Here is a 20,256-nt window from a genome sequence, read left to right on the forward strand (position 1 = left end):
ACGCCGCCGTCCGACTTTTCTCCGCGTAACGATCTGGTTCAAGTTTCCACCAGCCTGGCGGACAGGAATTCGATGAAGCGCTGGGTCTTGGCTGGAATGAGGCGCGTTTCGGTGACGGCGTGAATGCTGACCGACGATCCCTGCCATTCGGGCAGGACACGCCGGAGCCTGCCCGAGGCCAAATCTTCGGCGACGATCTTCTCGGCAAGCAGGGCGATGCCCTGGTGGTCGACCGCCAGGGCGCGGATCATCCCGACGCTGTTGACTGTGAAGCGGCCTCCAACCTCGACTTCGACCTTGTTCATCCCCTGATGCAGGGTCCAGATCTTCGGCATGCAGATGCATTCATGCTCCGCCAGATCCGCCGGTGTCGCCGGCTCGTCGGACGCTTCGATGTAGCCAGGAGACGCATAGAGGTGGCGCGCGTGGCGCCCGATCAGGCGAGCGATCAGGCTGGAGTCTTCCAGCTCGCCGATGCGGATCGCTACATCGAACGGCTCGGCCACCAAATCGACGCGGCGCGGGGTCAGGTCGAACTCGAAGGTGATGCCGGGATAGTGCCGCGCGAAATCGACGATGATCGGCGTCAGGTAAAGCGTGGCGAAGTCGACCGGGAGCGAGACCCGCAGGACACCGCTCGGCTGCTCCAGCATCGCGCCGAGCTGCTCGTGTGCGAGCCGTGCCTCGTCGACGATGCGTTTGCTTCGTTCGTAATAGAGCTGGCCGGCCTCGGTGAGCTCGATCTTGCGCGTCGTTCGATGCAGAAGCCTCAGGCCGATCGCCTTCTCCAGCGCGCTGATACGTCGCGACAGAGTCGAGTTGGGCATGCCCAGAGCCTCAGCCGCCTTCCGGAAGCTCCTCGCTCTCGCCACCTCCACGAACAGCGCCATGTCGTTCAAGTGGCTCACGCTATTGCTCCATATTTGGAATATTGATTTCACTTTTGCCGGATTTATCCCGACATTGGAATAGTGGACAAGCGCTCCAGCAAATGGAGATCCCAATGAGTCCCTTATTCACCCCTGTCCGCGTCGGCCGCTACACTCTGCCTAACCGCCTCGTCATGGCCCCGATGACCCGCAGCCGCGCCGGCTTCGACGGTACGCCGGGCGAGCTGGCCACCGAATATTATTCCCAGCGCGCCGGCGTCGGCCTGATCGTCACCGAAGGCACCCAGCCCTCGGATGACGGCCAGGGCTATCTCACCACCCCCGGCATCTACACGCCCGCCCATGTCGCCGGCTGGCGGAAGATCACTTCTGCCGTGCACGACAAGGGCGGCCACATCTTCATCCAGCTCATGCATGCCGGGCGCATGTCGCATCCCGACAATACGCTGCATCACTGCCAAGGGGTCGCGCCGTCCGCGATAGCGCCGGGGACGGGTATGTTCACCATGACGGGGATGCAGGACATTCCCCCGCCGCGCGCGCTGACGACCGAAGAGGTGCGCCAGACGGTCGCCGATTTCCGCCATGCCGCGCGCTCGGCGGTCGAGGCCGGCGCCGACGGCATCGAGATTCACGGCGCGAACGCCTACCTGGTCCAGCAGTTCTTCGCGCCCAGCGCCAACACGCGCACGGACGAATATGGCGGGTCGATCGAGAACCGAGCGCGCTTCGCCATCGAAGTCGCCACGGCGATCGCCGAGGAGATTGGCGCGGACCGCACCGCGATCCGCCTGTCACCCGGGACGACGATATGGGGGATCGACGAAGGCGCCGAGGGGCCGGACCTCTACCGCTATCTGGTCGCCGAACTCGACAAGCTCGGGCTCGCTTACGTGCACATCATGCACCAGGGCGACGAGGCGCTGCTGGCCGATATCCGCAAGCTCTGGCACCAATCGCTGATCCTCAATCGGCCAAGTCGTCCGCGTGACCAGATCGGCGCCGACGTAGCTTCGGGGCTGGCCGATCAGGAGTCCTACGGCCAGATGGTCCTGGCCAATCCGGACTTTGTGGAACGGTTGAAGACCAATGCGGCGCTGAATGCGGCAGTCCAAGCCACTTTCTATGGTGGCACCGCCCTGGGCTACACCGACTATCCTGCTTTGAGCGCGTAAAGCGAAAGCAAGTAAATCCCCAAGCGACAGCAGCCGAATAAACATTTCTCACCCGATGTGGACTGCATACTTAGAAGTTCTTCTTGAGAGATTTCAAACTATATCGTCCCACAGGAAGGATAAACCCGATGAATGACTTCAAAAGCGCCCCCCGCCGGTCTGAACCGCTTGGCTCCGGCCGGGCCCTACGTCTTCAAGCATATGGCGGCACAGAGAGCTTGAAAGTCGATTGGCTATCCGCCCCAGAGCCTGGTCCCGACCAAGTGCTCGTCCAGGTCAAGGCTGCCGGAGTAAACGGAATCGACTGGAAAATCCGTGAAGGCTACGTCCGCGACAAGTTCAAGTTATCTTTGCCCGCGACGCTTGGCATCGAAATGGCGGGGGTCGTGCTGCGGACCGGCTCCAACGTCGAAGGCGTGAGGGTCGGAGACCGGGTCATGGCCGCGCTGGGTGGCCTGGGCGCTTATGCTGACCACTTGCTGATAAATGCCGAAAAACTTGTCAAGACGCCTGCGGTCCTGTCAGACATTGACGCAGCGGCAGTACCGGTGGCGGCGATGACGGCATGGCAAGTCCTTCAGGTCGCCGATTTCAACCTTCGGGGGCGGCGGGTGTTGATCCACGGCGCGGCTGGCGGGGTGGGCAGCTTCGCTGTCCAGTTCGCCAAGACGGCTGGAGCGACCGTCTATGCTACAGCCTCAACCAAGAGCGTGGCCCATGTCCAAGCCTTGGGCGCTGACGAAGTGATCGATTACCAGAAACAGAACTTCGAGGTTCTTGCGAGCGACATTGACCTTATCGTCGATCTTGTCGGGGGCCAGGTCTTAGACAAATCTTGGTCGGTCCTATCGCCTGGCGGCGTCCTTGCCAGCATCGCTGCAACTGATGTGGTTTCGCGCGCCCCGGCAGGCCGTCATGGCATCTGGTTGTCAGTCAAACCTGACACCGCGCGCCTAGCCACAATCGCTCAAGAGATCGCTGACGGCTCGCTGCGGTCCACGATTGCAGAAGTGGTCGGCTTCGACGATCTGGCATCCGCGATCGAGCGCAATCGCACCGGCCACGCTCCCGGAAAGATAGTCTTAGACCTCACCAGGTGACTGCAGCTCATGGTAATCGTCCCTAAAGGGGGGACCGTCTGCATTCGGCTCATGTTGGGACGGCCGTGAACCACAGTTATGCAGGGCCTTTCCGCTCCGCCGCAAATCTCAAATGCGCGTTTTTTCGCTTTCCCTGACCGGCAGCGCCTTTTCCCTAAAATCGATCGCCCTATTTCGCCTCGACAGGTGGGCGGCTGCTTGCTGGACGAGTCCCTGCGACGAGTACGGCATGTGCTTCGAGGTAACCCCCAATGGACTTCCACGATCGGCACCTATTGCGGTTGCGGGTGAACGGAGAGGACCACAGCCTTTCCGATCTCGATCCCCGCGTCACGCTGCTCGACCTGCTGCGCGAGCGGCTTCATCTGACCGGAACGAAAAAGGGATGCAATTTCGGCGAGTGCGGCGCCTGCACCGTGCACCTCGACGGACGGCGTGTGAATGCCTGCATGATACTTGCCGTGTCCTGCGAGGGACGCGAGGTCACGACGATCGAAGGCCTGGCAAACGACGATGCGCTTCATCCCGTGCAGCAGGCGTTCATCGATCATGATGGTTTCCAGTGCGGATTCTGCACGCCCGGCCAGGTGATGTCGGCGGCGGCGCTGATTGAGGAGGGACATACCGGCTCCGATGCCGAGATCCGCGAATGGATGAGCGGTAATCTGTGTCGCTGCTCGGCCTATCCGCAAATCGTCGAGGCCGTGCGCGCGGCGGCCGGGAGGGTGAGCCAATGACCCCATTCGTCTACGCGCGCGCCGACAGCCTGGGCGAAACGATCGCGGCAGGTGCCGCGCCGGACAGCGCCTTTCTCGCCGGCGGCACCGAATTGCTCAACTGGCTGCGCCTTGGCATTGCCGAGCCGACCCGGATCATCGACATCTCCCGCCTCGACGGGCTGGATCAGATCGAGGCACTGCCCGGCGGCGGCTTGACGATCGGCGCGCTGACGCATCTCAACGATGTCGCGCAGCATGCGCTGGTCATGCGCGACTATCCGGTGTTGAGCCAGGCGATCCTCAACGCCGCATCGCCGCAGCTGAGAAACCTAGCAACGATAGGCGGCAATCTTCTGCAGAAGACGCGCTGTGCCTATTTCCGTGCCGAAGAGCAGTTGCCATGCAACAAGCGTCAGCTCGGCTCCGGCTGCTCGGCATTGCATGGCATCAACGACAATCACGCGATATTCGGCTGGACCGAGGATTGCGTCGCCACCCAGCCATCCGACCCGGCCGTGGCGCTGGCAGCACTTGATGCGGTCATCGTCACCGCGCACCGCAGCGGCGGCCGGCGCATTCCGGCAGCGGAATTCCACCTGCTTCCCGACACGCGGCCCGAGGCAGACAATGTGTTGCAGCAAGGCGAACTGATCACGGCAATCGAGCTGCCGGCGCCGGCGCCGCGATCGGCTTACCTCAAGGTGCGCGAGCGCGAATCCTACGAATACGCCATCGTCTCTGCCGCCGCTGTGCTGGAGATGGACGGCCAAACCATCCGTCGGGCGGCCCTGGCGCTGGGGTCCGTCGCGCTGCGGCCGTGGCGGCTGAGCGCCGCCGAGGAGCAGCTCGCCGGTGCCGAAATCGGCGATCGCGAGGCATTGAGCACCGCTATCGAGCAATCCTTCGCCGAAGCGCGTCCCTTGTCGCAGAACGCCTACAAGATCGAACTGGCCAAGACCGCCGCTTTGCGGGCGATCGAAAGAGCAGCGAGGATGCCGTCATGATGATCAGCCAGCCTGTTGCCCGCCCTGACGGCGGCGTCAAGGTGACCGGCCGCGCCCGCTATGCGGCCGACTATTTTGCCCCCAATCTGCTCTATGCGGTACTCGTGACCGCGCCCGTTCCCGCCGGCCGCGTGACGTCGATCATGGTCGACGACGCGCTCGCCGAGAACGGCGTCGTGCGTGTGCTCACGCATGAGGACATGCCCAAATTCGGCCGGTTCGCATCGCCGAGGGCCGAGCCCGATACGCAGATGCAGCAGGCCGAAGGCCCGCCGGCAGCGCAGAGCTTCATGCCCATGCAGGGCAACGAGATACGTCACGAGGGTCAGCCGCTTGCCATTGTGCTGGGCGAGACGCTGGAGGCAGCGGAGGCCGGTGCCCGCCGCGTCGCATTGCGCTACGAGTTCGCCGAGCCGGAGTTGCCGGCACCCCCCGAGTGGACCGCCATCGACAAGGCTGCTGTCTCGCCGAGGGAGAGCGGCTTCCTGTTCCTGGAGCCGACGTTTACGAAGGGCGAGGTCGACCGCGGGCTTGCTGACGCCGCCGCCACGGTCGAAGCCGTGTATTTGCAGCCGTCGCGCCATCACAACGCCATGGAGCCCTCGGCGACGCTCGCCGAATGGAATGACGGAGAGCTGACGCTGCACGACGCCACGCAACACGTCTACGGTGTCCGCCAGGTGGTTGCCGCCCGCATGAATGTCCCGGCCGAGAAGGTCCGCGTGATTTCCCGCCATACCGGCGGCGGCTTCGGCGGCAAGGGCTGGATCTGGCCGCATCAGGTGCTGGCCGCCGCCGCCGCGCGCATCATGCAGCGCCCGGTCAGGCTGGCGCTCAGCCGCGCCAATGCCTATTCCTGCCTCGGGTATCAGCCGCGCATGGCACAGAAGATCGTGCTGGCGGCGGACAGGTCGGGCAAGCTGACGGCCGTGCAGCAGGACGTGGTCAACCTGACCACCGTGACCGACGATTTCGTCGAGTTCGCCACCGAAGCCTCGAAGGGTCTCTACGCCACGCCGGCCATGCGTCTCAGCCAGCGCGTGGAGCGCGCAAACGTCGCCATGCCGACGCCGCTGCGCGCGCCGGTCGAGGGTCCGGGCACCTGGGCGCTTGAAAGCGCGATGGACGAGCTCGCCCACCGCCTCGGCATCGATCCGCTCGACCTGCGTCTGGTCAACCATGCGGACACGGATCCGGCTACCGGCCAGCCCTGGTCGTCGAAGAAGCTGCGCGAGGCTTATGAGGAAGGCGCCCGCCTGTTCGGCTGGCGCGAGCGCCCGCGCAAGCCGCAACGCGACGGCGACTGGCTGATCGGCTACGGCATGGCAACCTGCAGCATGGGCTGTTTCCGCAACCCGACGCCTGCAGCCGAAGTCAGGTTGCGCCGGGACGGCACGGTGCTCATCCGCACCGGCACCCAGGACATAGGGACCGGAACACTCACCATCTTTCCGCAGATCGCGGCGGACGTGCTGGGCCTGCCGATGGAGAAGGTGAACTTGGAAATGGGCGATACGCAGCTGCCGGAGGCGGGGCCGACCTATGGCTCGTCATCGACCATGGGGGTGGGCGCGGCGGTGCTTGCCGCTGCCGAAGATGCGCGTTCGCAGCTTGCCCGTCTTGCCAATCTGCTGCCGGACGAAGTGGAGATGCAAGACGGCCATATTCGCCGCAGGGGCGCTGCCGGCGGTCAGACGATCGCCGACGTGATGAGTCATACCGACATCGGCGAGATCACCGGCTCGGGCTCGTTCGATCCGGCGCAGCATGGCAAAGGCCTTGCGATGCGCACTTTCGGCGCGATCTTCATGGAGGTCGGCGTCGATCCGGGGCTCGGCCTGCTCAGGCTTCGTCGCGCCGTGGGCAGCTACAGCGCCGGCCGTATCGTCAATCCCCGCACCGCACGCAGCCAGATGACGGGCGGCATCATCTGGGGATGGGGCATGGCGGCAATGGAGCAGAGCAGGCACGAACCAGTGCTTGGGCGGTTCTTGTCGAAGAACCTTTCCGGGGTCGCCATTCCGGTCAACGCCGACATTCCCGGCAATATCATAATCCACTTCGTCGACGAGGTGGACGAGCATGCCAGCCCGATCGGCGGCAAAGGCATCGGCGAACTCGGCGCCACCGGCGTTGCCGCTGCTGTTGCCAATGCCGTCTTCGACGCCACAGGCAAACGAATCCGGGAGTTGCCGATCACGCCGGAAAAACTGCTGTAGAAGGATCGGGCCGCGGAAGCGTCTGCTCGACGAGGTTGCCGTAATAGCGCATCACCGTCGGCACGATCTCGTCGTTGAAAACGTAGCGGTCGCCGTGCAGGCCTTCGCCCGGGCCGACCTCGCCGGCACCGATCCACGCATAACAGCCGCCGGCGTCGCGGATCATGAAAGCGAAATCCTCGCAGCCGAGACTGGGGCTGAACTCGGTCAAGACATTCTCCCGGCCGACGACGGAGGCGGCGGCCTCGACGGCGCGGGCCGTCGCATCCGCCGTATTGATCAGCGGCGGATAGCCCTTCCTGTAGTCGAGCCTGGCCTTGAGCGAATGCGCGGCGGCAATACCTTGTGCGATCTCGCCGATCAGCCTCTCGCAATGGTCGGAAAGGCCGTGCTCGAAGAAGCGGCAAGTGCCTTGCAGCCAGACCTTGCCCGGCACGATGTTGCCGACATTGCCGCCATGGATCTGCGTGATGCTGACGACAAGCGCGCTCTGCGGGTCGACCGAGCGGCTGACGATGCGCTGGACGGCTTGCACGAAGGCGCTGGCGGCCAGGATCGGGTCGTCGCCGAGCTGCGGCATGGCGGCATGAGCGCCAAGACCCTCGAAGGTCAGTTCGAAATTATCGACGGCCGCCATTTGCGGCCCGACGCGGGCGGCGATCGTCCCCAGCCTGATGCCCGGCCAGTTGTGGACCGCATAGACCGCTTCGACCGGAAAGCGCTTGAACAGGCCGTCCTCGATCATGCGCATGCTGCCGCCCTCGTTCTCCTCGGCCGGCTGAAAGATGAAAGTGACGGTGCCGTCGAAGGTGCGCGATTGACTGAGCAGTTTGGCGGCGCCGAGCAGCATGACGGTGTGGCCGTCATGGCCGCAGGCGTGCATTACTCCTTCTTTCCTGGAGGCATAGGCCAAGCCGGTTTTCTCCAGCACCGGAAGCGCGTCGAGCTCGGCGCGAAGGCCGATGGCGCGTGCGCCGCCACCGCTGCGCAGGACACCGACGACGCCGGTGCCGCCGATCCCTTCATGCACCTCGTCGACGCCGAAGGAGCGCAGCTTCTCTGCAACGAAACGCGCCGTTTCGTATTCATTGAATGCGAGCTCCGGATTGGCATGGATATGGCGCCGCCAGCCTACGACCTCTGGTGTCAGCGCGGCGATGGGGTCATTATGCAACATGATGCCTCCTTTCCGCCGACAAAAAGCGGCTTGGTTTGCCAGCCATAGAAGGCCCGGCGAGAGGCGTCTTGAACCGGATTGACCATGGCAAGGACAAACGAAGCGGCAGAGACCGGGAAATACTGGCGCCATCCGTGCTTCCCCGACCTTGGCCTGTTCGAGGCGCGCTTCACCCGGCACCGCTACGACCTGCACACGCATCCGACCTATGTGATCGCCCTGATCACCTCTGGCTGCGAGCGCATTCGCATCGGCCGCAAAAGCGTTCTCGCTCCGGCAGGCACCATTGCCGTCGTCAATCCCGAGGAGTGGCATGACGGCGAACGCGGGGCGGATGAAGGCTGGGCCTACCGGACGTTTTATCCTTCGGTGCCGCTGATGACCGCGCTTGCCCGCGAACTCGGCCGCGACGGCGCTCCGGTGTTTTCGCGCGCGACGATCGAAGACAGCAGTCTCGCCGCAGCATTGACGGCAGCACACCAGGGCTCGACATCCCCGGACACAATGACGGCCGAGACGTCCCTGCTCGTGGCGCTGCGACGGCTGATCGTTCGGCATGGCGACTCGAGCGGACAGGCCGAAGAGATCGAAAGCTCCGGATCGCAGCGAAGATTTTCCCTCTACCGCGATCTTGTCGAAAGCGAGCTTGGCTCGCAGCTCGACCTCAAGCGGCTTGCCGGCGCGGCTGGCGTGACCCGGTTCCAGGTCATCCGCGACTTCAACAAGGTAATTAGCCTGACGCCGGCGGCCTATATCCGCGACCGGCGATTGCGCCGGGCGAGCGCGCTGATCGAACAGGGATTTGGCCTCGCCGACGCCGCTATCGCGGCGGATTTCGCCGACCAGAGCCATCTTTCCCGTACCTTCCGGACTATGCATGGCATGACCCCAGGCATGTTCAGAAGAGCGGGATAAGGCGCTCTTGAACAGACAAGCTTGCGCGCCAATGCTTGCTGCGCAATGCTGACGCAGCTCGGGGGGAATCATGCGAAAAATCTTGGGATCGACGCTGCTGCTCGCGGCGGTTCTGCTTGCAAATAACGCCCAGGCGCTGGATGCCAGCGGGACGCCGGTTGTCGTGACCCCGCTTGCCTCCCGCACCGAAACTGCATCCGGCCAGCCGATCACGCTGCCGCAGAAGAACGTCCAGGTCCTGGTCTCGGCCTATCAGATCGCGCCGGGCGCCACCTTGCCGGTCCACAAGCATCCGTTTCCGCGCTATGCCTATGTTGAGGCTGGCACGCTTCAGGTCACCAATGTCGAGACCGGCAAGAGCAACACCTATCAAACAGGTGATTTCATCATCGAGATGATCGGGCAGTGGCATCAGGCGACCAATATCGGCGCCGATCCGGTCAAGCTGCTGGTCATTGACCAGGTCGAAGAGGGCACCAAGAACACGGTGTTGCGCCAGTAACTGCGGTCGTCGGGCACTCCAGCAAGGAACACCGGATTCACTCCGCAGCTTTCACCCGGTCGGCGGCGGCGGCCAGCACCGCGCGATCCCCCTCTTCGTATAAGCGGCGGATGGAGATTGCCTTGACGCGCCAGCCTTCAGGCGTCCGCACCATCCGGTGGAGATAGCTGCCGCCAACCGTCCAGAACCGGGAACCGATCCAATGGGTTGCGCGGACATGGCTGCGTGCAACCGCACCGTTGTCCGCGCCTTCGACAATGATGTTGGTGATGAGGTGCTGGGTGGCGTCGAAGCCCGGCAGCAGCCCTTGCCATTGGGCGATCAGCGCGTCGCGGCCGCTGGTCGTGACCTCGCCGCCGAAGAGGCTGGTATAGTCGGTCGTGACACGGGCCGCGAAATAGGATCTGACCCGGTTCCATTCACGCAGGTCGGCATAGAGGCCGATCCCGGCCACTGCCTCGGTGATTGCGATCCTGTCTTTGACCGTCAGCGCATCTCCCGGCGCGCTCGAGGCGGGCGCCGAGACGGCGGAAATCATCGCAGCGGAAATCGCCGAGACCAGGACATGCCGGCGCGTGACGAGGCTCATTGTCCCGCCTCCCCCGCACTGCCGAGCGTCGCGCGGAAGTGCGCGGCGGCGGCATCGCTCGCCGCCTTCACCGGCGCGGCACGATCGTAGAAATCGAATTGGGTGACATTGTCGAGCCACAGCTCCCGCTTGGAACTGGTCAGCCGCGTGTAGAATTTGTGCGCCCCCTTCGGAATGGCAGCCGCCTCGCTGTGCACCATCAAAAAAGGCTGGTGCAGGCGCGGAGCAGCCTGGATGGCGTCGAACGTCAGCCAGCCGCGCCAGAACGCCGGATCGGCCTCGTTGCGCCACGCCGGGATCATGCCGCGATCGGGTTCGGTGTAGTAAGGCACCTTGAACATGATCGCGCGCTCGTCGGTCAGGCTCGCGGCCGGCAAGAACGCTTGCTTGCCGGTGCGGCGATACTCAGCCTTGGCCGCATCGCCCACGGCCTCAAGCCTGAAGACGCCATTCCGGCCGCCATAGGTCTGCTCGACCACTTCGGCATCCTGCAACCAGGGCGCAACGAGGGCGACCGACTTGATCGCGGCGTTTCCTGCCGCAGCGGTGACCATATAGCCGGAGCTGGCGCAGATGCCGAGCCCGCCGATGCGGTCTTTGTCGGTCTCGGGCCGGCTCGCGAGATAGGCGACGGCCGCTTCGATGTCAGCGATCTTGGCGCTAGGGTCCTCGTACTGGCGGCGCATGCCGCCGCTTTCGCCCCAGCCGCGAAAATCGAAGGTCAAGGCGACGAAGCCACGATCGGCCATCTCGCGGGCGTAGCGGCCCGGCATCTGTTCCTTCACCGTCATCCAGGCGCCGGTCACGACCAGCGCCGGCCGAGGTTTTGCCGCGTCCAGATCCTCTGGCAGATAGAGCTCGCCGACAAGCTGCTCACCATGCGAGGAGAATGTGACGCGCTCGACGCGCGGTGCGGCGACGGCATTGGAGGCGGCGAGCGCGGCGGTGGTTGCTACGGCAAGTGTCAGGGTTTTAAACATCGCAAGTCTCCTTTGGCTTGGAGTGAGAAGCGCTGCGCGTTGCGAGAAAGACCGCCGTCTCAGCGCTCGCCAGCCAGTCGGCCGGGCAGCGGCTTCAGCGGGTAATGCGCCCAGTAGAAGGTGTCCGACTGGTACATGTCGGTCAAAAAATTCTGTGCCTCGGCGATCTTGCCGTCCTTGATGCGGAACATCAGCGCGTAGAACTGGTCGATCTCGGGACCTGAGCCGACATTCGACCAGCCGCGATGGACGTCGACAACGACGTCGCCTTGCGCCTGGAAGAAGATCGGCTCGGCCTTGAACTTGCCATCGGCCAGGCCGCGGAAGAAGGCGACCACCTCGTCCGGCCCGCGCTTGTCGCCGGCGAGCGGATGATGGCCGGGAATACGCCACACGACGTTGGGCGCGAGGAAGGGCCGCATGGCCTCGGGATTGCCGGTCGCGTAAGCTGCGTAATAGTCTTTGATGAGCTGGATATTGCGGTCTTCCAGTGGCCCGCTGTGCGCCGGGGCGGCAGACACCGCCAGAAGAGTGCCGGCGGCGAGTAAAGCAAGCCTGGTCATCGATCCTGTTTCCTTGTCTTTTCGAGCCGTTCCCGAGGCCGGTTCGTCGGACCCAACATGACGCCTTTTGTTCGCCGGAAAAACCAGTAGAGTTCGACAGGGCTATTTGGAAAATCCTTACAATGCGCCTCGACCAATTCAGCGGCATCGTCGCCTTCGTCAAGGTTGCGGAGGCCAAAAGCTTCACCCGCGCCGCCGCTGAGCTCGGCGTCGCTCCGGCCTCGTTGAGCGAGGCGGTCAAGGGGCTCGAGGAGCGCCTGGGGGTGCGGCTGCTCAACCGCACGACCCGCAGCGTTGGCTTGACCGAAGCTGGCGCCCACTACCTCGACCATGTGCGCCCGGCAGCCGAAGACATCTGGGCGGCTGGTGCGGCTCTGCGCGAGAGCCGCGATCGTCCCGCCGGCACGCTGCGCCTCAGCTTGCCCTGGATCGCCGCGCCGCTGCTGATAGAGCCATTGATGCGGCCGTTCATGGATGCTTATCCCGAAGTGCGGCTTAGTCTGATTTTCGACGACAGCTTCGTCGACATCGCCGCCGACGGCTTCGATGCCGGCCTGCGCATCGGCGAGCTTCTCGAGAGAGATATGATCGGCGCGCGCCTAGGCGGGCCCCTGCAGATGGTCGTGGTGGGCAGCCCCGATTATCTGGCGCGCAACGGCACACCGAAACGGCCGGCAGACCTCGCCGCCCATCGCTGCATCGCATTCGCCCTCACCCGCACCAGCACGATTTCACCCTGGGAGTTCATCGTGGAGGGACGCGAAGTCGCATTCACGCCGGACGCATGTCTGGTCGTGAACACGCTTCCGCTGTGCATTACCGCCGCCGCGCAAGGGCTTGGCCTCGCCTTCGCCGTCGAGGGCCTCGCCGCGCCGCTTCTCGCCTCAGGCGCGCTGGTCAAGGTGCTGGAACCTTTCTGTCCAGCTTACGAGCCGCTCCACCTCTATTATCCGAGCCGCCGCCTGGTACCGCCGAAGCTGCGGGCCTTCATCGACTTCGTCCGCGCGAACGCTCACGAGTTGCGGATCTGACGTGCCGTTGCGAAAAAGGGAGCCCCGTTCAGCCCCAGGCGCCGACCATCTGCCTGGTGGTTGCGTTGAGCCGGTTGAATGCGTTGATCAGGGCAATCTGGACGACCAGGGCGGCAAGCGCCTTTTCGTCATAGTGCCGGGCGGCTTCATCCCAGACCGCATCCGTTACCGCGTCTGGCCGGTCGGCCAACCGGGTTGCCGCCTCGGTCAGTGCCAGCGCGGCGCGTTCGGCGTCGGTGAAGTAGGGTGTCTCCCGCCATGCGGACACGGTGAAGACGCGCTCGTCCTTTTCGCCGGCCTTCTTCAATTCGCGCGCATGCATGTCGACGCAGAGGCTGCATCCGTTGATCTGGCTGGCGCGTAAATGGACGAGCTTGCGCGTCACATAGGACAGGTCGGCAGTCTCTGTCGACTTGTCCAGCGCGAGCAGCGCCTGCAAGGCGCCGGGAATGAGCATCACCGGGTTTTTCAATCGTGCTTGCATAGTGGTCTCCTTCGGGCGTGTTTTTTCAAGCCCGGACGACGAACATCCGGGGTCTCGATATGTCTTGGTTCTGTCAGTTCGCCGGCCGCCGCGTTGCGGCAAGGCGAGCGCCGGGATCTTCAGCTTTGCGAGGCAGTCACCCGCTCAAGCCGCTCGAGAATGCGCGGCCAACCGCTTCCCATGCCGATATAGCCGCGCTCGTCCTCGGACCGGAACCCGGAATGCTCCATGCGCACCCGCGTCGCTGTACCTTCGGGCGTCAACGACCATGTCACCACGGTCTTCAGACCGCTGTCGGATTCGGTGCCGTCGCCCCATCTGTAGGCTAGCAGGCGTGGCGGCTCGATCTTCAGCACCTCGCAGTTCGTCACGCCGGACCAGCCAGGCACCGGCGTCGCGCGAAAGGTAAAGCGATGGCCTTGCTCAGGCGCAAAGTCGTTCTCCATCAGCCATTCGGCAACTAGATGCGGCACGGTCAGTGCGCGCCATATCTTTTCAGCCGCATGCGGGATCAGACGCTCGACGACAATGGATTTGGTTTCGATTGTGGTTGCTTCAGTCATGACTTCGGACCCGTTGTTTGCGGTTTGGCTGGGTTATCAACAACGCGCTCTCCATGAGAACCAATAACCCACCAGCTATGAGTTACGTATAACGCTTAAGTTATGAATGTGTCAAGCGGCGGAATGGCAGGCGCGCCCGCAAGCACATTGAGCCAACACTTCCGGCTTTCATCGCACCATGCCCGATGCTACCGCTGGCCAGCTGAAATCATCGACGGATCGCCCATGACCGAGACCGAACGTCCTCGCCTCCCGCTGATCGAGATCTGCGTCGAAGGCATAGACGGCCTGCTGGCCGCGCAAGCCGCAGGCGCCGACCGTGTCGAGCTCTGTGCCAGCCTGATCGAAGGCGGCATCACACCGAGCTTCGGCACGGTGCGCACGGCGCTCGAGCTGGCGACGATCCCGTTCCACGTCATCGTGCGGCCGCGCGGCGGCGATTTTCTCTATAGCGAAGCCGAATATCGTTCGATGCTCGCCGATATCGGCGCGCTTGCCGAGCTCGGCGTCGCCGGTGTCGTCGTCGGTTGCCTCGCTGCCGACGGCACGATCGACGAACAGCGCATGAGCGAACTGGCGCAGGCAGCGGGAAGCTTGAACGTCACCTGCCACCGCGCCTTCGACATGACCCGCGACCCGACCGAGGCGCTGGAGACGCTGATCCGCTGCAAGGTCGGCCGCGTGCTGACCAGCGGCCAGCGCGACACGGCACTGGAAGGCGCTGACCTGCTCGCCGATCTTGTCAGGCAGGCCGGCGACCGCATCATCATCCTCGGCTGCGGCGGGCTTGATCCCGAGAACATCAGAAAGGTGCGGAGGAAAACCGGGTTGAGCGAAATGCACTTCGCCGCGCTCAAGGACGTGCCGAGTGCCATGCGCTACCGCAACCCGGGGGTCGGCATGGGCGGCACCGACCTCGACCGCGAATACCGCAACACCGTGACCGACGAGGCGCTGGTGGCGGCGACCATCGCCGCTGCCCGGGCATGATCCTGGAAGATCGAACAACATGATCGAAGTGCGTTTGCCGATCGAACGGGTTTCGCCGCAGGATGAGCCCGCCATCCTCGCGCTCAACAACGAGCACGCTGCGGAATTATCATGGCTCGAACCTGAGCGCCTGTCCTTCCTGCTCGGCGAAGCGTTTTACGCGCGCCGTATCGGTGCGCTCCAGGCCTTCATCATGACCTTCGACCAGCACGCGAGCTACGACAGCCCGAACTTCCTGTGGTTTCGCCAGCGCTTCCCGCGGTTCGTCTATGTCGATCGCGTCGTGGTCGCCGCCGCAGCGCGCGGGCGCGGCCATGCCCGCCGGCTGTACGAGGATCTGTTCGAGCAGGCGTCACGCGCGGGCCAGGCGATCGTCACCTGCGAAGTCAATGCCGAGCCACCCAATCCGGCTTCGGACGCCTTCCATGCCGCAATCGGCTTTGCGGAAGTGGGCGACGCGGTAATCCACGGCGGCAGGAAAGCCGTGCGGTATTATGCAAGACGGATCGCCGGCTGAACGGCGGGCGCCGTTCGCCCTACCAATTGCGGTTCAGCCAGGAGCGGGCCGGCTTTTCGATGATGTAGTAGCTGCACAGCGCGCAAGCGAACGCCGCCGCCAGCATCAACCACGGCGAACTGCCTTTTATGTCGACGAATTGATAAAAAGGCTGCTGCCAAAGATAGAGCGAATACGACCACAGCCCCAGCATCGTCATCGGCAGGGACGATAGAAACCCGGTCAGATACCGGCTGCTGAAGTCGAGCGAATTGACGGCGAGCGCCAGCAGCGGCACCGCGAGCAGATAGTGGATCGGGGTTGGCACGGCAGCCATGAAAAGGAGCACAGCCACTACTGAGGCCGCCAGGGCGACATGCGGCCCCTTGAGCAGCGCCGGCAGCCTGTCGTCGGCCTTGAGCAGGCATATCACCGCCGACAGCAGGATCGAGGCGATGTGCACGTCGGTGCGCCAATAGGTGCCCTCGTAGCCTATTGCGAGCACCCAGTAGGAGATGGCGCCGTTTGCCATGGCCAGCACCGACAATGCACCGAGCAACATGATGACCCGGGACCGCCCCGAGACGACGACGCTGATCAGCGCCAGGATGATATAGGCGTGCTCTTCGACGCAGAGCGACCAGATATGGTCGAGCGCGCCGGCGCGGGTGACGAGAATTCCGGCATAGTTGTAGGTGAACGTCAGCGCCGTCAGCGCCGCCTTCGACTTGAAGGCGATGAATGTGCCGGACAAGGCAACCATCGCGGCGACGACAAAAATCAGCAGTGCCGGGTAGATGCGGGAGAACCGGCGCTTGAAGAATTTCTTCAGCGGATAGTATTCGACAAACAGGATCTCGGCCATCAGCCGGCCGCTGAGCACGAAGAAGAATTCGACGCCCAGGACGCCGAGATTGATGCCGGGAACGGGGAAGAAATGGCCGATCAGCACCAGCGCGATCGACAGGCCGCGCCAGCCGTCGAGATAGGCAAGCCTGGTTCTTGCCGAGCTATCGGCCACAGGCCTGGACACGACAAGACGCGTCGCGGAGATGTCCGTCATGCCGGTCCCTTCATTGAACCTGCGAAAGGTGGGCTGGAGGCCGCATTCCTCCAGCTATATTGCAGCGCACCAGAGCTTTGTGCAAGTGCGAGATAACGACACGCCCGAAGTAGGGGGACGGACCGAAAGGGGCTGTCATGTCCGTTCCCCGAAACCAACGGTCGACAGTCTCAGGCGTTGGCGGCAGGCGCTTCGCGCCGTGGCCGGCTTGTTCCCAAATAGTACATTGCCATCTTGGCCGGCAGAGCAAAATGTACCGGCGATTTCCGCGACGCAACGCGGCAGGCCTAGCCTTTGCGCGATGCAATGCCTTGCCCGACCGGCCAAATCGGTCGAATGTGCCAGCGACATATCCACTGAACAGAGACAGTGCATGACCGGCTTCGTCCTTCCCCTGCCCGCAACCCCGTCGGTGGCCGTGGCCGGCTCGCCGGAGCGTTTTGCCGTGCGCCGGATCTTCTGCGTCGGCCGCAACTACGCAGCCCATGCCCGCGAGCTCGGCAATGACGAGCGCGACCCTCCCTTCTTCTTCACCAAACCAGGCGACGCAGTGGTCGACGCGGCAGTCGGTTCGGGCACCACGATCCCCTACCCGCCGCTGACCCAAAACCTGCATCACGAAATCGAGCTGGTCGTCGCGATCGGCAGAGCCGGCTTTCGCATACCGCGCGAGCGGGCGCTGGACCATGTCTGGGGCTACGGCGTCGGCGTCGACCTGACTCGCCGCGACCTTCAGGACGAGGCGAAAAAGGCGGCAAGGCCGTGGGACTGGTCGAAAGCCTTCGACCGTTCAGCGCCCTGCGGCCCGCTGGTTCCGGCGCAAAAATCCGGTCATCCCGACAAGGGCTGCATCTGGCTCGCGGTCGACGGCGAGATCAGGCAGGACGGCGACCTCGCCGAACTGATCTGGCCGGTTCCCGACATCGTCTCGATTTGCAGCGAGGCGCTAGAGCTTAAGCCCGGCGACCTGATCTTCACCGGAACACCGGCTGGCGTCGGCGCCGTCGGGCCGGGCGAAAAGATCACCGGTGGCGTCGACGGCATCGGCGAAATCGAACTGACCATCGGCCAACCGATCCGATGAGCGACATCGTCCTCCATAACTACTACCGCTCCTCGACCTCTTACCGGGTGCGGATCGCGCTGGAGATGAAGGGCCTGTCCTACGACTACGTGCCGCATCATTTGCGCCACGGCGAGCATCTCGAACCCGCCTACCTCGCGGTCAATCCGCAAGGGCTGGTGCCGGCACTGGTCCTGGACGACGGCACGCTGCTGACGCAATCGCTGGCGATCATCGAATATTTCGACGAGACCACGCCTGAGCCGCCGCTGCTGCCCAAGGATGCGCCTGGCCGCGCCCGCGTCAGGATGCTGGCGCAGATGATCGCCTGCGACATCCATCCGGTGAACAATCTGCGCGTGCTGACCTCGCTGCGCACACTGTTCGGCGCCGGCGACCAGGATGTCGTCAACTGGTTCCGGCACTGGGTCAACGAAGGCTTCCAGCCGCTTGAAAAGATTCTGGCTTCCTCGCCTGAGACCAAGACATTCTGCCATGGCGACACGCCGGGGCTGGCCGACATCTGCCTGGTCGCACAGGTCACCAGCAATGCCCGCTTCGGCGTCGACATGACGCCCTACCCGACGATCTCGCGCATCAATGCCGCCTGCATGGCGCTGCCGGCGTTCCAGAAGGCCGCGCCTGAGAACCAGATCGATGCCGAGTAGACCGCAAATTGCATGAAGTGATGAGGAACTGCCGATGAAAGCCGTCGTCTTCGAAAAATTCGGCGAGGCGCCGACGATCCAGACCGTGCCGGATCCGACGCCGGCGCCAGAAGGCGTCGTCATCAAGGTCGAGGCGACCGGGCTTTGCCGCAGCGACTGGCATGGCTGGATGGGCCACGACGACGGCATCCGCCTGCCGCATGTGCCCGGCCACGAGCTTGCCGGCGTCGTCGCCGCGGTGGGCAAGCAGGTGACCCGCTGGAAGACCGGTGAGCGTGTCACTGTGCCTTTCGCCGTCGGCTGCGGCCGCTGTTTCGAATGCACCTCGGGCAACCACCAGGTCTGCGAGCACCAGTTCCAGCCAGGCTTCAGCGCCTGGGGGTCGTTCGCCGAATATGTCGCCATCGACCATGCCGACACCAATCTCGTGCGCTTGACCGACGAGATGGAATTCGCCACCGCCGCCAGCCTCGGCTGCCGGTTCGTCACCTCGTTCCGCGCCATCGTCGACCAGGGCCGGGTGACGCCCGGCGAATGGGTGGCGGTGCACGGCTGCGGCGGCGTCGGCCTGTCGGCGATCATGATCGCCAGCGCCATGGGCGCCAATGTCGTCGCCATCGACCTCACCGACGAGAAGCTGGACTTTGCCAAAAAGATCGGCGCGGTGGCGACGATCAACGCGGCAAAGACGCCGAACGTGGTCAAGGCGGTCAAGCAAATCACCAATGGCGGCGCGCACATGTCGATGGACGCGCTCGGCCACCCCAGTACCTCGTTCAACTCGATCGCAAACCTGCGCCGCCGCGGGCGCCACGTGCAGGTCGGCCTGATGCTCGGCGACCATGCCAGGTCGCAGATTCCGATGGACAAGGTGATCGCATTCGAGCTCGAAATCCGCGGCAGCCACGGTATGCAGGCGTTTCGCTACCAGGCGATGATGGAGATGATCCGCACCGGCAAGCTCAAACCCGAACTGCTGGTCGGCAAAAAGATCAGCCTCGAGGAAGCGCCGGCCGCTTTGATGGCGATGGGCGGCTTCGAAGGCATCGGCATCGGCGTGGTGACCAGATTCTAGATCACGCCCTGAGTCTGGATCAGCGAAACGACGCGCAGACCTCGCGCACGCAGGCTCGCAGCCAGCGTTGTGCCGGATCGGCATCGAGTCGCGGATGCCACAGCATCGAAATGGTGACCTCCTCGATATCGACCGGCAACGGGAAGCTGTACATGCCCGTGCGCGCGCCCAGCGTGTGCCGCTCGGGGACGCTGGCGATCAGATCGGAGGCGCGCGCCATGGCGAGCGTGGCCGAGAAGCTGGAAACCATGCACACGATCGTCCGCTGGAGACCGAGCAGTTTCAAGGCCTCGTCGATCGGGCCCTTTTCGCGGCCACGCCGCGAAACGCTGATGTGGCGGCCGGCCGCATAGCGTTCCGGCGTCATTGGGCCCTCGCCCAGCCTGTGACCCGTTCGCACCGCACCGATGAAGCGGTCGCGAAACAGCGCCTGAATGCGCATTTCAGGGCTCGTTTCATTGGCAACCCCGATTTCGAGATCAACCGCCGCGTCACGCAACGACATGTCGTTCTTGTCGGATTTCGGCGCAAACCGCAGCCGCACGCCAGGTGCATCCGCTTCGACACGGGTCAGAAGACGCGGTGCGAACTCCTCGACGAAACTTTCGTTGGCGCGCAGCGTGAAGACGTTGTCGAGAGCAGAGAGGTCGAGGAGCTTGGCCGGGCGCAGCAGCGCTTCCGCATCCTGAACGACTCGACCTACCCGTTGCTGCAATTCGAGCGCGCGCGGCGTCGCAACCAGGCCACGGCCGGCCCGGACCAACAATGGGTCGCCTGTCGCCTGGCGCAACCGCGCCAAGGTCCGGCTCATCGCCGAGGGACTGAGGCGCAGCCGCGCGGCAGCACGCGCCACACTGCCCTCGCTCAGCAGCACATCGAGGGCGACAAGCAGATTGAGATCGGGTGACGACATGGAAGGACCATAGCACAGCTCAGCCGTGATGTGGCGTTCCGTGCACGAATAAGATGCAAATACTGCGCCTTCCGCCA

At 64.1% G+C, this 20,256-nt stretch carries 22 protein-coding genes; 13 read left to right on the top strand and 9 right to left on the bottom strand.

The window, feature by feature from the left end; translation table 11 throughout:
- Positions 1–38: 38 nt before the first annotated feature.
- Positions 39–908: a LysR family transcriptional regulator gene (locus NKJ73_RS07430; protein WP_352568870.1), complete on the bottom strand. Its 870-nt coding sequence runs from the start codon at positions 906–908 to the stop codon at positions 39–41.
- Positions 909–991: 83 nt separating this feature from the next.
- Here NKJ73_RS07430 and NKJ73_RS07435 point away from each other — a divergent pair, with 83 nt between their 5' ends.
- The 5 genes from NKJ73_RS07435 to NKJ73_RS07455 all read left to right on the top strand — a co-directional run bounded on the left by NKJ73_RS07435 (position 992) and on the right by NKJ73_RS07455 (position 7,107).
- A complete protein-coding gene (locus tag NKJ73_RS07435; protein ID WP_352568871.1) occupies positions 992–2,065 on the top strand; it encodes an alkene reductase in 1,074 nt (357 codons plus the stop codon).
- A gap of 128 nt (positions 2,066–2,193) precedes the next feature.
- Positions 2,194–3,165, top strand: coding sequence for an NADP-dependent oxidoreductase (locus tag NKJ73_RS07440; protein WP_352568872.1), 972 nt, complete (start codon positions 2,194–2,196; stop codon positions 3,163–3,165).
- Positions 3,166–3,416: 251 nt separating this feature from the next.
- Entirely contained in the window at positions 3,417–3,902 is a 486-nt protein-coding gene (locus tag NKJ73_RS07445) for a (2Fe-2S)-binding protein (RefSeq protein ID WP_352568873.1), read from the top strand.
- Complete coding sequence (locus tag NKJ73_RS07450) at positions 3,899–4,888, top strand: FAD binding domain-containing protein (RefSeq protein WP_352568874.1); 990 nt, start codon at positions 3,899–3,901, stop codon at positions 4,886–4,888. The genes NKJ73_RS07445 and NKJ73_RS07450 overlap by 4 nt, the downstream gene beginning before the upstream one ends.
- The gene (locus NKJ73_RS07455; protein ID WP_352568875.1) at positions 4,885–7,107 is read left to right on the top strand and encodes a xanthine dehydrogenase family protein molybdopterin-binding subunit; all 2,223 of its coding nucleotides are present in this window, start codon (positions 4,885–4,887) and stop codon (positions 7,105–7,107) included. The genes NKJ73_RS07450 and NKJ73_RS07455 overlap by 4 nt, the downstream gene beginning before the upstream one ends.
- On the opposite strand, the gene NKJ73_RS07460 is transcribed toward NKJ73_RS07455, so the two are convergent.
- Positions 7,085–8,284, bottom strand: a complete 1,200-nt coding sequence (locus NKJ73_RS07460; RefSeq protein ID WP_352568876.1) for an amidohydrolase — start codon at positions 8,282–8,284, stop codon at positions 7,085–7,087. The two genes, NKJ73_RS07455 and NKJ73_RS07460, sit on opposite strands and share 23 nt — an antisense overlap.
- An 84-nt stretch (positions 8,285–8,368) precedes the next feature.
- On the opposite strand from NKJ73_RS07460, the gene NKJ73_RS07465 reads away from it, so the two are divergent.
- Positions 8,369–9,199 (top strand): AraC family transcriptional regulator, encoded by an 831-nt coding sequence (locus tag NKJ73_RS07465; RefSeq protein ID WP_352568877.1) that lies wholly within the window; start codon positions 8,369–8,371, stop codon positions 9,197–9,199.
- 70 nt (positions 9,200–9,269) lie between these two features.
- Positions 9,270–9,701 carry a cupin domain-containing protein gene (locus tag NKJ73_RS07470; RefSeq protein WP_352568878.1) on the top strand — a complete coding sequence of 144 codons (432 nt, stop codon included), beginning with the start codon at positions 9,270–9,272 and terminating at the stop codon, positions 9,699–9,701.
- A gap of 37 nt (positions 9,702–9,738) precedes the next feature.
- Here the strand turns inward: NKJ73_RS07470 and NKJ73_RS07475 are convergent, their stop codons facing one another.
- The 3 genes from NKJ73_RS07475 to NKJ73_RS07485 are packed head-to-tail and all read right to left on the bottom strand — an operon-like array spanning position 9,739 to position 11,833.
- Positions 9,739–10,290, bottom strand: a complete 552-nt coding sequence (locus tag NKJ73_RS07475; protein WP_352568879.1) for a nuclear transport factor 2 family protein — start codon at positions 10,288–10,290, stop codon at positions 9,739–9,741.
- A complete protein-coding gene (locus NKJ73_RS07480) occupies positions 10,287–11,270 on the bottom strand; it encodes an alpha/beta hydrolase (protein WP_352568880.1) in 984 nt (327 codons plus the stop codon). Before NKJ73_RS07480 ends, NKJ73_RS07475 begins: the two co-directional genes overlap by 4 nt.
- A gap of 59 nt (positions 11,271–11,329) precedes the next feature.
- Positions 11,330–11,833 (bottom strand): nuclear transport factor 2 family protein, encoded by a 504-nt coding sequence (locus NKJ73_RS07485; protein ID WP_352568881.1) that lies wholly within the window; start codon positions 11,831–11,833, stop codon positions 11,330–11,332.
- 122 nt (positions 11,834–11,955) lie between these two features.
- Here NKJ73_RS07485 and NKJ73_RS07490 point away from each other — a divergent pair, with 122 nt between their 5' ends.
- Positions 11,956–12,864 carry a LysR family transcriptional regulator gene (locus NKJ73_RS07490; RefSeq protein WP_352568882.1) on the top strand — a complete coding sequence of 303 codons (909 nt, stop codon included), beginning with the start codon at positions 11,956–11,958 and terminating at the stop codon, positions 12,862–12,864.
- A 28-nt stretch (positions 12,865–12,892) separates the two neighbouring features.
- On the opposite strand, the gene NKJ73_RS07495 is transcribed toward NKJ73_RS07490, so the two are convergent.
- Both NKJ73_RS07495 and NKJ73_RS07500 read right to left on the bottom strand, forming a co-directional pair.
- Positions 12,893–13,348, bottom strand: a complete 456-nt coding sequence (locus tag NKJ73_RS07495; protein ID WP_352568883.1) for a carboxymuconolactone decarboxylase family protein — start codon at positions 13,346–13,348, stop codon at positions 12,893–12,895.
- A gap of 119 nt (positions 13,349–13,467) precedes the next feature.
- Entirely contained in the window at positions 13,468–13,911 is a 444-nt protein-coding gene (locus NKJ73_RS07500) for an SRPBCC family protein (protein ID WP_352454545.1), read from the bottom strand.
- Between the two features lie 225 nt (positions 13,912–14,136).
- Here NKJ73_RS07500 and NKJ73_RS07505 point away from each other — a divergent pair, with 225 nt between their 5' ends.
- Positions 14,137–14,901, top strand: a complete 765-nt coding sequence (locus NKJ73_RS07505; RefSeq protein WP_352568884.1) for a copper homeostasis protein CutC — start codon at positions 14,137–14,139, stop codon at positions 14,899–14,901.
- A 19-nt stretch (positions 14,902–14,920) separates the two neighbouring features.
- Positions 14,921–15,418 (top strand): GNAT family N-acetyltransferase, encoded by a 498-nt coding sequence (locus NKJ73_RS07510; protein ID WP_352568885.1) that lies wholly within the window; start codon positions 14,921–14,923, stop codon positions 15,416–15,418.
- Positions 15,419–15,437: 19 nt separating this feature from the next.
- On the opposite strand, the gene NKJ73_RS07515 is transcribed toward NKJ73_RS07510, so the two are convergent.
- Complete coding sequence (locus NKJ73_RS07515; RefSeq protein ID WP_352568886.1) at positions 15,438–16,460, bottom strand: acyltransferase family protein; 1,023 nt, start codon at positions 16,458–16,460, stop codon at positions 15,438–15,440.
- A gap of 373 nt (positions 16,461–16,833) precedes the next feature.
- On the opposite strand from NKJ73_RS07515, the gene NKJ73_RS07520 reads away from it, so the two are divergent.
- From NKJ73_RS07520 to NKJ73_RS07530, 3 genes are read left to right on the top strand one after another with little or no spacing between them, the layout of a single operon-like run.
- Complete coding sequence (locus tag NKJ73_RS07520; RefSeq protein WP_352568887.1) at positions 16,834–17,544, top strand: fumarylacetoacetate hydrolase family protein; 711 nt, start codon at positions 16,834–16,836, stop codon at positions 17,542–17,544.
- Positions 17,541–18,191 carry a maleylacetoacetate isomerase gene (maiA, locus tag NKJ73_RS07525; RefSeq protein WP_023676422.1) on the top strand — a complete coding sequence of 217 codons (651 nt, stop codon included), beginning with the start codon at positions 17,541–17,543 and terminating at the stop codon, positions 18,189–18,191. The genes NKJ73_RS07520 and maiA overlap by 4 nt, the downstream gene beginning before the upstream one ends.
- Positions 18,192–18,225: 34 nt before the next feature.
- Complete coding sequence (locus NKJ73_RS07530; RefSeq protein ID WP_352568888.1) at positions 18,226–19,266, top strand: zinc-dependent alcohol dehydrogenase family protein; 1,041 nt, start codon at positions 18,226–18,228, stop codon at positions 19,264–19,266.
- 19 nt (positions 19,267–19,285) lie between these two features.
- Here the strand turns inward: NKJ73_RS07530 and NKJ73_RS07535 are convergent, their stop codons facing one another.
- Positions 19,286–20,179: a LysR family transcriptional regulator gene (locus tag NKJ73_RS07535; protein WP_352568889.1), complete on the bottom strand. Its 894-nt coding sequence runs from the start codon at positions 20,177–20,179 to the stop codon at positions 19,286–19,288.
- Positions 20,180–20,256 lie beyond the last annotated feature (77 nt).

The organism is Mesorhizobium sp. M0074, assembly GCF_040322975.1.
GTDB lineage: Bacteria > Pseudomonadota > Alphaproteobacteria > Rhizobiales > Rhizobiaceae > Mesorhizobium.